The organism is Belnapia sp. F-4-1, assembly GCF_000802185.1.
In the GTDB taxonomy this organism is placed as follows: domain Bacteria; phylum Pseudomonadota; class Alphaproteobacteria; order Acetobacterales; family Acetobacteraceae; genus Belnapia.
Genome location: NZ_KN676113.1, coordinates 4,132,976 through 4,146,541 on the forward strand (window position 1 = coordinate 4,132,976; position 13,566 = coordinate 4,146,541).

The window sequence follows — 13,566 nt, forward strand, 5'->3', positions numbered from 1 at the left end:
CTGGCCTAATTCAAGCTGTTCGCTGGCAAGACACCCGGATGCCAGCCGGGGCAGAATCAACTGGGAGGTGAGTGATGGCATCCAACTCGGTTCGGATCGCGGTGCTGCCGGGGGACGGCATCGGCACGGAGGTCACAGAGGCAACCCTGGCAGTTCTGGAGCCCCTGGCCCGCCGCCACGGCATCGGTCTAGCGACCGAGATCGTCCCGGCTGGCGCGTTCCACTATCAGGCCATCGGGGAGGCGTTCCCGGAGGCCAGTTTCCGCGCTGCTGAAGCCTCTGACGCTATCCTATTGGGAGCAATGGGCTGGCCCGGCATCAGGCAAGCGGACGGCACGGAGATCGCACCGCAGCTAGACCTTCGGTTCCGCCTCCAACTGTATGCCGGGGTGCGCCCGGTGCGGGCCATCCCTGGTGTTCCTTTAGCCCTGGCCGATCCCCGTGCGGCGGACATCGATTTCGTCCTAATCCGCGAAAGCACCGAGGGCTTGTTCTATTCCAGGGGCAAAGGGCTCGTGATGGCGGATATGGCGGAGGAGACTCTGCGCATCACCCGCTCAACCACAGAGAAGCTAGCCCGGTTTGCCTTCCGGCTGGCGGAGAGGCGCGCACAACGGTCCGGAAAGCGCCCATTTGTGACGCTGGTGGACAAGGCGAATGTCTTCCGCGCCTTCGCCTTCATGCGCGCGGTCTTCGACGGCGTCGCGGCGGAATTTCCCGAGGTGGAGAGTGGCCACCACTATGTCGATGCCATGGCGCTCGACCTGGTGCGCCGCCCCTGGGCCTTCGACGTACTGCCGACCGAGAACATGTTCGGCGACATCCTCTCCGACCTCGCTGCAGGTTTGGTGGGCGGCATGGGCTTCTCCCCCTCGGCCGATATCGGCGACGAACACGCGGTATTCCAGCCAGCGCATGGCACCGCGCCCGACATCGCCGGGCAGGGCATCGCCAACCCGACGGCGATGCTGCTCTCGGCGGCGATGATGCTCGACTGGCTCGCCAGCCGCGGCGCGGGCGAAGCCTTCGCGGAGGCTGGGGCCGAGTTGGAGAGGGCGGTCGATGCTGCCTTCGCCGCCGGACTGCGCACCGCCGATATCGGCGGCGGCGACGGCACGGCGGCGGTGGTGCGGGAGGTGATGGAACGGCTCGTCCGGTGATCTCCCGCCGCGCCCTGCTGGAGGGTGCCGCGGCGGCTGGCGGGGCGCGGGCGGCAGTCGCGGTGATCGCCGTGCTCGGCGGGTTGCCGGCGGCGCCGGCCGCCGCCGCGCCGCCCGCCCTTCCGCGGGACGGGCGGCGGGTGGTCGTCGTTGGCGCCGGCATCGCCGGGCTGGTCGCGGCATTGGAGATGCAGCGGGCCGGCTGGTGGGTGCGGGTGCTGGAGGCTGCCCCACGGCCCGGCGGCCGCTGCATGACGCTGCGCGCCGGCGATGTGGTCGAAGAGGAAGGCGGGCCGGCGCAGCGCGTTGCCTGGGATGCTGCGCCGCATCTCTATGCCAATCCAGGGCCGGCGCGCATCCCGCACCACCACCGCGGCATCCTGGGCTACTGCCGAACGCTTGGCGTTCCTTTGGAGGTGTTGGTCGACGAGAACCGGGCGGCGCTGCTCGAAGCCTCCACCGGACCGGTGCCGATGCGGCGGGTGCAGGCCGACCTGCGCGGCCTGATCGCCGAACTTGCCGCCAAGGGCCTGGAGCGCGGCACCGCCGAGGCGCCGCTCGGCGAGGGCGATCTCGATGCGCTGCGGGCCATGCTGCGCCGCTTCGGCGCCCTCGGACGGGACATGCGCTACCACGGCACGTCGCGTGCCGGCTGGGTGGAGCCGCCTAGCGCCGGCCTCGGCCCGCCGCGTGCCATGGCGCCGCTCGATCCGCGCCTGCTGCTGGAGCCGGCGCTCTGGGAAGGGGCTGCCTTCGCCGAAGGGGTCGATTACGCGGCGACCATGCTGCAGCCGGTCGGCGGCATGGACCGCATCGCCGCCGCTCTTGCCGCGACGGTCGGCGATGCGCTGGTGACGGGGGCGGAGGTGCTCTCCCTCCGCCGCACGGAATCGGGCGCGCGCGTCGCCTGGCGCGGCATCGATGGCGCGGTGCGCGAGGAGGAGGCGCTGCGCATCCTCCTCGCCCTGCCGGCGCCGGTCCTGGCGCAGCTCGACTCCGACCTTTCGGCGGAGCGGAAGGCAGGATTCGCCGCGCTGCATCAGGCTGCGGCTGCCAAGCTCGCCTTCCAGTGCGGCCGCCGCTTCTGGGAGGAGGATCATGCCATCTATGGCGGCATCTCCTGGCTGCCGCGTGAGGCGACGCAGCTCTGGTACCCGTCGCACGGCTTCCATGCCGCGAGAGGCATCCTGATCGGCGCCTATATCTGGGACGACAAGATTGGCGAGCGCTTCGGTGCCCGCAGCCCCGCCGAACGCGCCGCCGTCGTCGCGGCCGATGGCGAGGTGCTGCATCCCGGCCTCTCGCGCGAAGTCTCGAAGCCGGTGTCCATCGCCTGGCGCCGCATGCCTCGCGCCCGCGGCGCCTGGACGGAATGGACCGCGGAGCAGCGCCGCAGCCTCTACCCGCTGCTGCGAAGCCCGGAAGGCCCCTACCACTTCGCCGGAGACTATCTTTCCTGGTTCACCGGCTGGCAGGAAGGTGCGGTGCTCTCCGCCTGGGCCGCACTCGAACAGATGGCCTAGAAATCCACGCTGAGGATCACCTTGCCGAGCCAGCGGTCGCTGGCATGGGTCAGCCCGTGGCCGAGGCCGAAATGCAGGGCGAATCGGTTGCTGATCTTGATGTCCGTCGTGACGAAGAGCTGGTGCGACTGCTGCGGCAGCCCCTCACCACGGCTGATGCGGCCGAAATCCATGTAGTGCTCGAGCCCAAGCCAGACGATCGGCGCCACCTGCCGCACGCCGCGCACCGAGGGCACGAAGACCGGTCCACCTTGACCAAGCGGAAAGACCACGGCTGGGTTGAGGATGAGCTGCCAGGGCCCGCTGCGCATGTCGATGATGGGCCGCAGGGTCAACGCCAGATTGGCCTCGGCAAAGCGGAGCGACTGGTAGCCGAACTCGACATCCATGCCATAGGCGAAGGGCCTGGTGTCGGCGCCGGGGCTGATGAAGCTGTTGCGCAGCTTGAAGCCGCCATCGAAGGTGTCGCCGGAGAATTCCCGTGCGACGGGCAGCAGCAGCGCCACCTCGTGCCAGGGCGCGGTGGCGAAGCCGAGCTCGGCCGTCGCCAGCACCCCGTTGCGTGGCGCGCCATCGCCGAGCCGGCCGCGGCGGCCGGCATTCAGGTGGATGTTGAGGTCGGGCTTGCCCGGTTCGGCGATGCGCCCGTCATAGACCTGGAATTCGTCGAAGCCGGCAGCGCCGGCGGGCGAGGCCAGCAACAGCGCGGCGAGGGCGAGGGCAAGCCGCTTCATCGGGCGGCCGGCGCGATCACCGCCCATGTCGTCGTCACATGCACGGCAACCTCCTCGCTGTTTTCCGCACGGATCATGATCTCGCCGAACACCATGCGCCTGCCGCGCTTGACGAGCCGCGCCTCGGCCAGCACCGGGCCGCTGCCGGCAGGGCGGAGGAAATTCACCGTCATGGTGGAAGTGACGCTGTTGTCGCGCCCATCGTTCACCGAGAGCAGTGCCGCCCACATGGCCACATCGGCAAGCCCCATCAGCGCCGGGCCGGAGAGCGTGTCGCCCGGCCGCAGCAGCCGCGCCGAGGCCGGCAGCCGCAGCACGGCGCGGCCGCCTTCGGCCTCGAGCAATTCGACGCCCCAGTCCTCGGCGAGCGGCACGCCGCGACGGATCACGGCGAGCATGGTGGCGAGATCCATCAGCGTCCTTCCAGCACGCGGCCGATGCAGGGGTTGCGGCCCATCCAGTAGCAGAGCTCGGCCGGCCGGGCGATGCGATAGAGCGCGAGGTCGCAGCGCAGCCCCGGCGCCAGGCGGCCGCGGTCGGCGAGGCCCAGCGCCGCCGCCGCCTCGGCCGTCGCGCCGCGCAGCGCCTCGGTGACGGTGAGGCGATAGAGCGTGCAGGCGAGGTTCAGCATCAGCAGCAGGGAGAGGGCAGGGGAGGAGCCCGGGTTCATGTCGGTGCTGACCGCCATCCGGACACCTGCCGCCCGCATCGCGGCGATGTCGGGGATGCGGGTTTCGCGGAGGAAGAGCGTCGCACCCGGCAGCAGCACGGCAACGGTGCCGGCGCGGCCCATTGCGGCAAGGCCCTCGCCATTCGCATGTTCCAGGTGATCGACCGATAGCGCGCCGCAGGCGGCGCCGAGCGCGGCGCTGCCCATGTCGCCATGCTGGTCGCCGTGCAGCTTGACCGGCAGGCCGGCACGTCGCGCGGCGGCGATCACCAGCCGCGCATCCTCCGTGCCGAAGGCAAGCGGGTCGTGGAAGATGTCGACGGCATCCGCGAGGCCGCACGCGGCAGGCACCATCTCCTCCGCCACCAGCCGCGCGTAGTCGGCGCGGCGGCCGGTGAATTCCGGCGGCACGGCATGCGCGGCGAGCAGCGTCGTCCGCACCGCGACAGGCAGGCTTTCGCCGAGGCGGCGGGCGGCGCGGAGCTGGCGCAGCTCCGCCGACTGCTCCAGCCCATAGCCGGATTTGATCTCGATGGTGGTGACGCCCTCGGCCATCAGCGCCTCGGCGCGGGGAAGGGCGGCGGCGAGCAGCGCCTCCTCGCTCGCCGCCCGCGTCGCGCGGACGGTGGAGAGGATGCCGCCGCCCGCCCTGAGGATCGCCTGGTAGTCCTCGCCGGCCAGCCGCCGCTCGAACTCGTCGGCGCGGTCGCCGCCGAAGACGAGATGGGTGTGGCAGTCGATCAGCCCGGGCAGGATCCAGGCGCCGCCGCAATCCGTCGTCTCGATCCCGCAGCCCGGCAGCGCGGCCCGCGGCCCGACCCAGGCGATGCGGCCGTCCTTCGCGGCAATGGCGCCGTCCTCGACGATGCCGAGTTCCGCGCCCTGCATCGTCGCCAGGTGGGCGTTCAGCCAGACGCGGTCGAACATCAGGCGATCTCCACCAGGGCGGCGAAGCGGCCGCGTTCGACCAGCGCCTTCACGGCGGCAATGTCGGGCGCCATGGCACGGTCCGCATCCCAGGCGGCGGCAGCCTCCCGCACCAACCCATGCGCCGCCTCGATGGAATGCGCGCTTTGCAGCGGACGATGGAATTCGAGGCCCTGCGCCGCGGCCAGCAGCTCGATCGAGAGGATGCCGGCCAGGTTGTCCGCCATGTCGTGCAGCCGGAGCGCGGCGCCGGTCGCCATGCTGACATGGTCCTCCTGGTTGGCGCTGGTCGGGATGCTGTCGGTGCTGCGCGGCACGGCCAGTGCGCGGTTCTCCGCGGTGAGCGCGGCGGCCGTGACATGCGCGATCATGAAGCCGGAGTTGACGCCGCCATCGCGGACAAGGAAGGCCGGCAGGCCGGAGAGCACCGGATCGGTCAGCAGGGCGATGCGCCGCTCGCTGATCGCACCGAGTTCGGCGAGCGCCAGCGCCATGGTGTCGGCGGCGAAAGCCACCGGCTCCGCATGGAAATTGCCGCCTGACAGAACTTCGTCGCCGACAACCAGCGGATTGTCGGTGACCGCATTCGCCTCCCGCTCCAGCACCTGGGCCGCCTGGCCGAGCAGGTCGAGACAGGCGCCGGCGACCTGGGGCTGGCAGCGCAGCGAATAGGGGTCCTGCACGCGCGGGTCGCCCTCGCGGTGGCTTTCGCGGATCTGGCTGCCGGCGAGCAGCTCGCGCAGTGCCGCCGCCACGCGGATCTGCCCCGGCTGGCCGCGCAGGGCATGGATGCGTACATCGAAGGGCGTGTCGCTGCCGCGTGCCGCATCGACCGACATGGCGCCGGCGACGAGCGCCGTCCGCAGCAGGTCCTCCGCGGCGAAGAGGCCGGCGAGCGCCAGCGCGGTGCTCACCTGCGTGCCGTTGAGCAGCGCCAGCCCCTCCTTCGGGCCGAGGGCGAAGGGTGCGAGTCCGGCCGCCGCCAGCGCCTCCGGTCCCCGCAGGACCCGGTCGCCTTGGAAGGCCTCGCCCTCGCCGATGAGAAGCAGTGCCATATGGGCGAGTGGCGCCAGGTCACCCGAGGCGCCGACCGAGCCGCGGGCCGGGATGGCGGGAAGGATGTCGGCCGCGAGCAGGGCCAACAGCGCCTCGATCACCGCCGGCCGGATGGCGGAAGCGCCGCGCGCCAGCGAGGCCGCCTTCAGCCCGAGCACCAGCCGCACCACCGGCGCCGGCAGCAGCGGCCCGGTGCCGGCGGCATGGCTGCGGAGCAGGTTCAGCTGCAACTGGGCAAGCTGCGCCGGGCCAATCCGCGTGCCGGCCAGCTTGCCGAAGCCGGTATTGACGCCGTAGAGCGCCTCGCCGGTCGCCAGCCGGGCCTCGAGCGCGGTGACGCTCGCCTGCGCCACCGCCTGCCAGCCGGGGGCAAGCTCCAACGCCTCGCCCTGCATCACGGCCCGCCACTGGCCGAGCCTGGCCTTGCCCGGAATGACCGTCATCGCCCCTCCTTCGGCGGATCAGCCAAGGCCCGGCAGATCGAGCCCATGCTCCCGCGCGCAGTCGATGGCGATCTCGTAGCCCGCATCGGCATGGCGCATCACCCCCGTCGCGGGGTCGTTCCACAGGACGCGCTTCAGCCGCCGTGCCGCATCCGCGGTGCCGTCGCAGACGATGACCATCCCCGCATGCTGGCTGAATCCCATCCCCACGCCGCCGCCATGATGCAGCGAAACCCAGGTGGCGCCGGAGGCGGTGTTGAGCAGCGCATTCAGCAGCGGCCAATCGGAGACGGCGTCCGAGCCGTCCCGCATCGCCTCCGTCTCCCGGTTGGGCGAGGCAACGCTGCCAGAATCCAGGTGGTCCCGTCCGATGACGACCGGCCCGATCTCGCCGCGCGCCACCATCTTGTTGAAGGCGAGGCCGAGCCGGTCCCGCTGGCCGAGCCCGACCCAGCAGATCCGCGCCGGCAGGCCCTGGAAGCTGATCCGCGCGCGCGCCATGTCGAGCCAGCGATGCAGGTGCGGGTCATCCGGGATCAGCTCCCGCACCTTGGCGTCCGTCCTGTAGATGTCCTCCGGGTCGCCGGAGAGCGCCGCCCAGCGGAAGGGACCGATGCCGCGGCAGAAGAGCGGCCGGATATAGGCCGGCACGAAGCCCGGGAAGCCGAAGGCGTCCGCCAGCCCCTCCTCCTTCGCCATCTGCCGGATGTTGTTGCCGTAATCGAGCACCTTGGCGCCCATCCGCTGGAAATCCAGCATCGCCTGCACATGGGCCACCATGCTGCGCCGCGCGGCGGCGGCGACGGCGGCCGGGTCGCTCTCCCGCTTCGCCGCCCATTCGGCGAGCGTCCAGCCCGCCGGCAGGTAGCCATTGGCCGGGTCATGCGCCGAGGTCTGGTCGGTGACGATGTCCGGCACGACGCCGCGGCGGACCAGCTCCGGGAAGACCTCCGCCGCGTTGCCGAGCAGCCCGACGCTGATCGCGCGGCGCTCGGCGCAGGCGGCGCGGATCATGGCCAGCGCCTCATCGAGGTTGTCCGCCCTGTGGTCGAGGTATTTGGTCTCCAGCCGCTTCTCGATGGAGGAAGGCTGGCATTCGACCGCAAGCACGCAGGCCCCGGCGAAGACGCCCGCCAGCGGCTGCGCGCCCCCCATGCCGCCGAGGCCGCCGGTCAGGATCCAGCGGCCCGCGAGGTCGCCGCCGAAATGCTGCCGCCCGGCCTCGGCGAAGGTCTCGTAGGTGCCCTGCACGATCCCCTGGCTGCCGATATAGATCCAGGAGCCGGCCGTCATCTGGCCGTACATCATGAGCCCCTTGCGGTCGAGTTCGGAGAAATGCTCCCAGCTTGCCCAGCGCGGCACCAGGTTGCTGTTGGCGATCAGCACGCGCGGCGCATCCGCATGGGTCTCGAAGACGCCGACCGGCTTGCCGGACTGCACCAGCAGCGTCTGGTCCTCGCGCAGGCGGCGCAGGACCTCGACGATGCGCTCGTAGCTGGCCCAGTCGCGCGCGGCGCGGCCGATGCCGCCATAGACGACGAGCTCGCCCGGCCGCTCCGCGACCTCGGCATCGAGGTTGTTCATCAGCATCCGCAGCGGCGCTTCCGTCGTCCAGTGCAGGGCGGAGCGGTCGAGCCCGCGCGGCGCGCGGATCGCGGGAGAATTGCGCAGCCGTGAGTTCGTCAGGTCGGTCATTGCCTGATGATAAGCCGATCGGCTCTCCGCGTCAGCCATCCCGCCGCTATGGCCCGAGGCACAGCAACAGTGTTCACCGGTTGGGGAAGAACCGCCGGGCAAGGTCCAACAGCAGCCAGCAGCCCATCGCCCAGGCAGCGCCGAGGCACCAGCCGGCCAGCACGTCGCTTGGCCAGTGCACGCCGAGATAGACCCGGCTGCCGCCGACCACCAGCGTCAGCAGCACCGCGGCGGCGAGGATGTAGCCGCGCTCCCGGCGCCGCTCGGCCCCTCCGGCCAGGAGGGCGCCCAGGGTGAGGAAGCCGACGGCCGAGAGCATGGCATGGCCGCTCGGGAAGCTGCTCGTCTCCACCTCGACCAGGTGCGCGACGAGGCTCGGCCTCGGCCGGTCGAAGCCGTGCTTCAGCAGGGTATTCAGCAGCAGCCCGCCGGGCAGGGCGAGCAGCATCAGCGTGACGGAGCGCCATCGCCGCCGCAGCACCAGCCACCCCAGCGCCACCAGTGAAAGCAGGCCGAGGACCGGGATGCCGCCGAGAGCAGTGAGGTCCCGCATCGTCAGCTCGAGCCAGGGCGGGCCGAGCGGGTCTGCCGGGTCGGCCGGGTTGCGTAGCGCCAGCAGCACGGCCTCGTCGATGTGGCGACCTTCGCCCTCCAGCACCTCCATCAGCTCGAGGAAGCCGAACAACCCGCCAGCGCAAACCGCAAGCGCCAGCAGCGGCACCATTTGGCCAAGGCGCAGGGGCAAGGGGCGGGGTTCGGCGGGACCGGGCATGCGGCATCGTTCCGTGATATCGATCCGCAGGCAACCTCCGGCCGCCTCGCCGGTTGCATCGCCGCAACAGGTCGAAGCCGGGACATTCCGATAATGCATGACCAGGGCCGTGCTCTGCTGATCGTGAACCGCCAGGCGCGCCGCGGCGCCGAAGCGGTGGAGGCGGCGCATGACGCGCTGGAGATGGCGGGCCTCTCCGTCGCCCGCTTCGAGACACCGCCCAGCATGGGCTGCGCCGAGGCCGTCACCTCCGGCCTCGCCCGCTTCGGCACGGAGGCGGGGGGCATCGACCGCATCGTCATCGGCGGTGGCGACGGCACCCTGAACGGCGCCATCCCCGGCCTGCTGAAGGCGGGGCTGCCCTTCGGCATCCTGCCCCTCGGCACGGCGAACGACCTTGCGCGGAGCCTCGGCATCCCGCTCGAGCTGGAGGCGGCGGCGCAGGTCATCGCCACGGAGCAGCCGCGGCCGGTCGATCTCGGCGAGGTCAACGGGCACCGCTACTTCAACGTCGCCAGCGTCGGATTCAGCGCGGAACTGGCGGGCGAGCTGAAGGCCGAGGCGAAGCAGCGCTGGGGTACCTTCGGCTATGGCATCGCCGCATTTCGCCTGCTGCGCCGCGCCCGGCCCTTCACCGCGACGCTGATCCATGACGGCCAGGTACGGCGGGTAAAGACCATCCAGGTCTCGGTCGGCAACGGCCGGCACTATGGTGGCGGAATGACCATCGCCGAGGATGCGCGGCCGGATGACGGCCTGTTCGACGTCTACAGCCTCGAGGTCGCGCACTGGTGGCGGCTGGTGGCGCTGATTCCCTGGCTGCGCAGCGGCACCCAGGGCCGCTGGCACGATGTCCGCGCCTTCCGCACCACTGGGCTGGAGCTGCGGACGCGGAAGCCTCGGCCCGTCAACACGGATGGCGAGCTGACGACGCATACGCCGGCCATCTTCCGCCTGCACCGGGCGGCGCTGCGGGTCTTCGCGCCGCCGGGGTGAGGGGCCATGATGCCCCGATGCCCGACTTCCACGCCCCCGCCGCCCTGCTGCCCGACGGATGGGCGGCGGATGTCCTCATCGCCGCCGATGCCGCCGGCACCATCACCGCCGTCACCCCCGGCACGGCGCCGGGCGCGGCGCGGCGCCTGCACGGCGCGCTGATCCCCGGCCTGCCGAACCTCCACTCCCACAGTTTCCAGCGCGCCATGGCGGGGGCGACGGAACGGCGCAGCCCGGAAGGGCAGGACAGCTTCTGGTCCTGGCGCGAGGTGATGTACCGCTTCGGCGAGCGCCTCGGCCCGGAGGAGGCGGAGGCGATCGCCGCCCAGCTCCAGGTTGAGCTGCTGGAAGGCGGCTTCACCAGCCTCGCCGAATTCCACTACCTGCACCACCAGCCGGACGGGGCGCCCTATGCCGAGCCCGCCGAGATGGCGCTGCGCAACCTCGCCGCCGCCCGCCGCACTGGAATCGGGCTGACCCTGCTGCCGGTGCTCTACCGGCATGGCGGCATCTTCGGCCGCCCGCCCGCGCCGGGGCAGCGGCGCTTTCTCAACGACCTCGATGCGTATCTGCGGATTGTCGAGGCGTGCCGCCTGGCGGTGGCGGGCGACCCGCAGGCGGCGGTCGGCCTCGCCCCGCACAGCCTGCGCGCGGTGACGCCGGAGATGCTGGCGGCAGTGGCAACCGAGGCCGGCCCGCTGCACATCCACATCGCCGAGCAGCAGCGCGAGGTGGCGGAATGCCTGCTCGCCACCGGCGCCCGCCCGGTGCAGTGGCTGCTCGACAACGCGCCGGTCGATGACCGCTGGTGCCTGATCCATGCGACCCACATGAACCCCGCCGAGACGGCGGCGCTCGCCGCGACCGGCGCCGTCGCCGGCCTCTGCCCGACCACCGAGGCCTCGCTCGGCGACGGCTTCTTCCCACTGCCCGCCTGGCTCGCCGCCGGCGGCCGCTTCGGCGTCGGCACCGACAGCCATGTCGGCACCGCCGCCCGCGACGAGCTCCGCCTGCTGGAAACCGGCCAGCGCCTGCTGCTGCAATCCCGCGCGGTCGCCGCGAGCGAGGCGCTGCCGCATCCCGGCCGCTTCCTGCTGGACGGCGTGCTGGCCGGCGGCGCCATCGCCTGCGGCCGCCCGGTCGGCGCCATCGCCTCAGGCCGCCGCTGCGACCTGCTGGAACTCGATACGGATCACCCCCTGCTCGCCGGCCATGCAGGCGACGGCCTGCTGGATGCCTGGGTCTTCTCCGGCCAGGCCAACCCGATCCGCACCGTCATCGTGGGCGGCCGACCGGTGGTGGAGGGCGGGCGGCACGTCGAGGCGGAGGCGATCGCCGCTACTTACGGGCAGGTCATGCGCCGCCTCCTGACCTGACGTTCCGGGCCCGCGTCCCCATCTGATGGGGGATGGCCGCCCCGCTCCTCGACATCCGCCGCATCTATCTCGAACCCGCGGCGGCCGCCCTGCCGCGCGGCCAGGCGGTCGTCGCCCGCTTCCCCGATGCCGAGCGCATCGAGGTCGCCTCCCACTGGCGCATCCCCGAATTGCGCGAGGCCGAGCCGGAGGACTACCTCCGCCCCAAGCGCGAGGTGCTCGTCCTCGGCGTGAAGAAGGGCCTTCCCTTCCGCCCCAACGGCCGCAGCGCCGACTTCATCGCGCCCTCCAGCTCCAATGGCTGCGCCATGGCCTGCGCCTATTGCTACGTCGCCCGCCGCAAGGGCCACGCCAACCCGATCACCGTCTTCGCCAATATCGAGCAGATCATGGCCGCCACCGCCCGCCACGCCGCCAAGCAGGGGCCGAAGCCGGAGCCGAACCAGGTCGACCCGCGCGACTGGGTCTACGACCTCGGCGAGAACGGCGATCTCTCGGTCGATGCGCTCATCTCCGACAATGTCCGCGACCTCGTCGCCCTCTTCCGCACCCTGCCCAACGCCAAGGGCAGCTTCGCCACCAAGGGCGTCACCCCAGCGCTGCTCGGCTACGACCCGCAGGGCCGCACCCGCATCCGCATGTCGCTGATGCCGCATGGCATGGCGAAGCTGCTCGATGTCCGCGCCCCCTCCATCGCCGAGCGCATGGCCTTCGTCCCCGAGCTGCACCGCGCCGGCTACGAAGTTCATCTCAACTTCTCTCCCGTCGTGCTGCACGAGGGATGGGAGGCGGAATGGACCGCGCTCTTCGCGGAACTCGACGCCGTGCTGCCCGCTGCGGTGAAGCAGCAACTGGCCGCCGAGATCATCATGCTGACCCACAACGAGGCGCTGCACGACGTCAACCTCGCCTGGCACCCGAAGGCCGAGGAGATGCTCTGGCGCCCCGACATCCAGGAGGAGAAGCGCTCCGAGGCGGGCGGGGTGAACCTCCGCTACCGCACCGGCTGGAAGGGCCGCTGGCTCGCCCGCTTCCAGGCGCTCCTCGCGCGGCACATGCCCTATTGCCGGGTGCGCTATGCCTTTTGACGCCGCCCCACCGCGCCTCTGGGTGCCGAAGCGCGTCCTGGCGACGCCCGCCGCCCTCGCCTGGCCGGAAGGCGCCGCCATGGCCGAGCGCGCCGCCGCCCTCGGCGCCGAGCTGGTCTGGCTGAAGTCCGACCGCCTCACCGGCCTGCCCGACACCTACCGCGACGCCAAGACGACCCTCGCTTTGGTCGTCGCCCCGCCGAGCAAGCGCCGCCCCCAGCCCATCCCGCCGAGCGCCGACTTCCGCTTCGACCTCGCCGCCGGCTGCCCGGCGCATTGCCAGTACTGCTACCTCGCCGGCTCGCTCGCCGGCCCGCCCATCATCCGCGCCTATGCCAACCTGCCCGAGATCCTGGCGGAATTGCCCCCGCTGCTCGGCCAGGGCCGCGTCACCTCGACCGATGCGGCGAGGGTAGGGGAGGGCACCACCTTCGAATGCTCCTGCTACACCGACCCGCTGGCGCTCGAGCACATCACCGGCGCGCTCGCCACCGCCATCCGCCGTTTCGGCGAATGGGAGGCGCCCGTGCAGCTCCGCTTCACCACCAAATACGATGCGGTGGAGCCGCTGCTCGGCCTGCCGCACAACCGCCGCACGCGCATCCGCTTCTCGCTGAACGCCGCCGGCGCCGAGCGCTTCGAGGGCGGCGCGCCGCGCATGCCGGCCCGGCTCGGCGCGATGCGGCGGATGGCCGAGGCCGGCTACCGCATCGGCCTCACCATCGCACCGATCCTCCCCATCCCCGGCTGGGAGGCGCAGTACGACCGGCTCCTGGCGGACTGCGCCGCGGCGCTCGACGGCATCCCCGACCCTGACCTCACCGTCGAGCTCATCACCCACCGCTTCACCGAGTCCTCGCGCAAGATCCTACGCGACTGGTATCCCGGCAGCCGCCTCGAGATGGAGGATGCTAGCCGCAGCCGGAAGACCACCAAATTCGGCGGCATCAAATACGTCTTCCCGCGCGAGCAGATGGCCGCCCTCCGGCGCGGGATCGAAGCGAGCCTCGCCCGCCACCTGCCCCAGGCCCGCCGCCTTTACTGGACCTGAGCCGCCACCCCCTGCCATAACGCAGCCGGGAAGAACGCCCGCTCCACGGCACACCTGCAACCAGGGAGGAGCGGC

At 71.7% G+C, this 13,566-nt stretch carries 12 protein-coding genes; 6 read left to right on the plus strand and 6 right to left on the minus strand.

Annotation, left to right across the window (positions count from 1 at the left end):
- Window positions 1–101 precede the first annotated feature (101 nt).
- Together LH62_RS19490 and LH62_RS19495 are read left to right on the plus strand one after the other, a co-directional pair.
- Window positions 102–1,160, plus strand: a complete 1,059-nt coding sequence (locus tag LH62_RS19490; RefSeq protein ID WP_236552581.1) for an isocitrate/isopropylmalate dehydrogenase family protein — start codon at window positions 102–104, stop codon at window positions 1,158–1,160.
- Entirely contained in the window at window positions 1,157–2,683 is a 1,527-nt protein-coding gene (locus tag LH62_RS19495) for an FAD-dependent oxidoreductase (protein ID WP_043363705.1), read from the plus strand. The genes LH62_RS19490 and LH62_RS19495 overlap by 4 nt, the downstream gene beginning before the upstream one ends.
- On the opposite strand, the gene LH62_RS19500 is transcribed toward LH62_RS19495, so the two are convergent.
- From LH62_RS19500 to LH62_RS19525, 6 genes are all read right to left on the minus strand, one after another.
- The gene (locus LH62_RS19500) at window positions 2,680–3,444 is read right to left on the minus strand and encodes a hypothetical protein (protein WP_052214716.1); all 765 of its coding nucleotides are present in this window, start codon (window positions 3,442–3,444) and stop codon (window positions 2,680–2,682) included. The two genes, LH62_RS19495 and LH62_RS19500, sit on opposite strands and share 4 nt — an antisense overlap.
- Window positions 3,414–3,830, minus strand: a complete 417-nt coding sequence (locus LH62_RS19505) for a PaaI family thioesterase (RefSeq protein WP_043363706.1) — start codon at window positions 3,828–3,830, stop codon at window positions 3,414–3,416. The genes LH62_RS19500 and LH62_RS19505 overlap by 31 nt, the downstream gene beginning before the upstream one ends.
- Window positions 3,830–5,014 (minus strand): imidazolonepropionase, encoded by a 1,185-nt coding sequence (gene hutI / locus LH62_RS19510; protein ID WP_043363707.1) that lies wholly within the window; start codon window positions 5,012–5,014, stop codon window positions 3,830–3,832. Before hutI ends, LH62_RS19505 begins: the two co-directional genes overlap by 1 nt.
- Window positions 5,014–6,513 carry a histidine ammonia-lyase gene (hutH, locus tag LH62_RS19515; protein ID WP_043363708.1) on the minus strand — a complete coding sequence of 500 codons (1,500 nt, stop codon included), beginning with the start codon at window positions 6,511–6,513 and terminating at the stop codon, window positions 5,014–5,016. The genes hutI and hutH overlap by 1 nt, the downstream gene beginning before the upstream one ends.
- Window positions 6,514–6,531: 18 nt before the next feature.
- On the minus strand, window positions 6,532–8,208 hold the full coding sequence (hutU, locus tag LH62_RS19520) for a urocanate hydratase (RefSeq protein WP_043363709.1): 1,677 nt from the start codon (window positions 8,206–8,208) through the stop codon (window positions 6,532–6,534).
- Window positions 8,209–8,281: 73 nt separating this feature from the next.
- Complete coding sequence (locus tag LH62_RS19525) at window positions 8,282–8,980, minus strand: phosphatase PAP2 family protein (RefSeq protein WP_052215022.1); 699 nt, start codon at window positions 8,978–8,980, stop codon at window positions 8,282–8,284.
- A 93-nt stretch (window positions 8,981–9,073) separates the two neighbouring features.
- On the opposite strand from LH62_RS19525, the gene LH62_RS19530 reads away from it, so the two are divergent.
- Genes LH62_RS19530 through LH62_RS19545 form a run of 4 tightly spaced genes read left to right on the plus strand, consistent with a single transcriptional unit; the run spans window position 9,074 to window position 13,491 of the window.
- Window positions 9,074–9,976, plus strand: coding sequence for a lipid kinase (locus tag LH62_RS19530; protein ID WP_043363710.1), 903 nt, complete (start codon window positions 9,074–9,076; stop codon window positions 9,974–9,976).
- A gap of 17 nt (window positions 9,977–9,993) precedes the next feature.
- A complete protein-coding gene (locus tag LH62_RS19535) occupies window positions 9,994–11,352 on the plus strand; it encodes a formimidoylglutamate deiminase (RefSeq protein ID WP_043363711.1) in 1,359 nt (452 codons plus the stop codon).
- Window positions 11,353–11,384: 32 nt separating this feature from the next.
- Window positions 11,385–12,440 (plus strand): spore photoproduct lyase family protein, encoded by a 1,056-nt coding sequence (locus LH62_RS19540; protein ID WP_043363712.1) that lies wholly within the window; start codon window positions 11,385–11,387, stop codon window positions 12,438–12,440.
- Window positions 12,430–13,491: a spore photoproduct lyase family protein gene (locus LH62_RS19545; RefSeq protein WP_043363713.1), complete on the plus strand. Its 1,062-nt coding sequence runs from the start codon at window positions 12,430–12,432 to the stop codon at window positions 13,489–13,491. The genes LH62_RS19540 and LH62_RS19545 overlap by 11 nt, the downstream gene beginning before the upstream one ends.
- Window positions 13,492–13,566: the final 75 nt, after the last annotated feature.

Bases quoted from the DNA above. Each gene is read 5' to 3' on its own strand.
- LH62_RS19500 (WP_052214716.1), bottom strand. From the start codon at position 3,444: ATGGGCGGTGATCGCGCCGGCCGCCCGATGAAGCGGCTTGCCCTCGCC.
- LH62_RS19505 (WP_043363706.1), bottom strand. From the start codon at position 3,830: ATGGATCTCGCCACCATGCTCGCCGTGATCCGTCGCGGCGTGCCGCTC.
- hutI (WP_043363707.1), bottom strand. From the start codon at position 5,014: ATGTTCGACCGCGTCTGGCTGAACGCCCACCTGGCGACGATGCAGGGC.
- hutH (WP_043363708.1), bottom strand. From the start codon at position 6,513: ATGACGGTCATTCCGGGCAAGGCCAGGCTCGGCCAGTGGCGGGCCGTG.
- hutU (WP_043363709.1), bottom strand. From the start codon at position 8,208: ATGACCGACCTGACGAACTCACGGCTGCGCAATTCTCCCGCGATCCGC.
- LH62_RS19525 (WP_052215022.1), bottom strand. From the start codon at position 8,980: ATGCCCGGTCCCGCCGAACCCCGCCCCTTGCCCCTGCGCCTTGGCCAA.
- LH62_RS19530 (WP_043363710.1), top strand. From the start codon at position 9,074: ATGCATGACCAGGGCCGTGCTCTGCTGATCGTGAACCGCCAGGCGCGC.
- LH62_RS19535 (WP_043363711.1), top strand. From the start codon at position 9,994: ATGCCCGACTTCCACGCCCCCGCCGCCCTGCTGCCCGACGGATGGGCG.
- LH62_RS19540 (WP_043363712.1), top strand. From the start codon at position 11,385: ATGGCCGCCCCGCTCCTCGACATCCGCCGCATCTATCTCGAACCCGCG.
- LH62_RS19545 (WP_043363713.1), top strand. From the start codon at position 12,430: ATGCCTTTTGACGCCGCCCCACCGCGCCTCTGGGTGCCGAAGCGCGTC.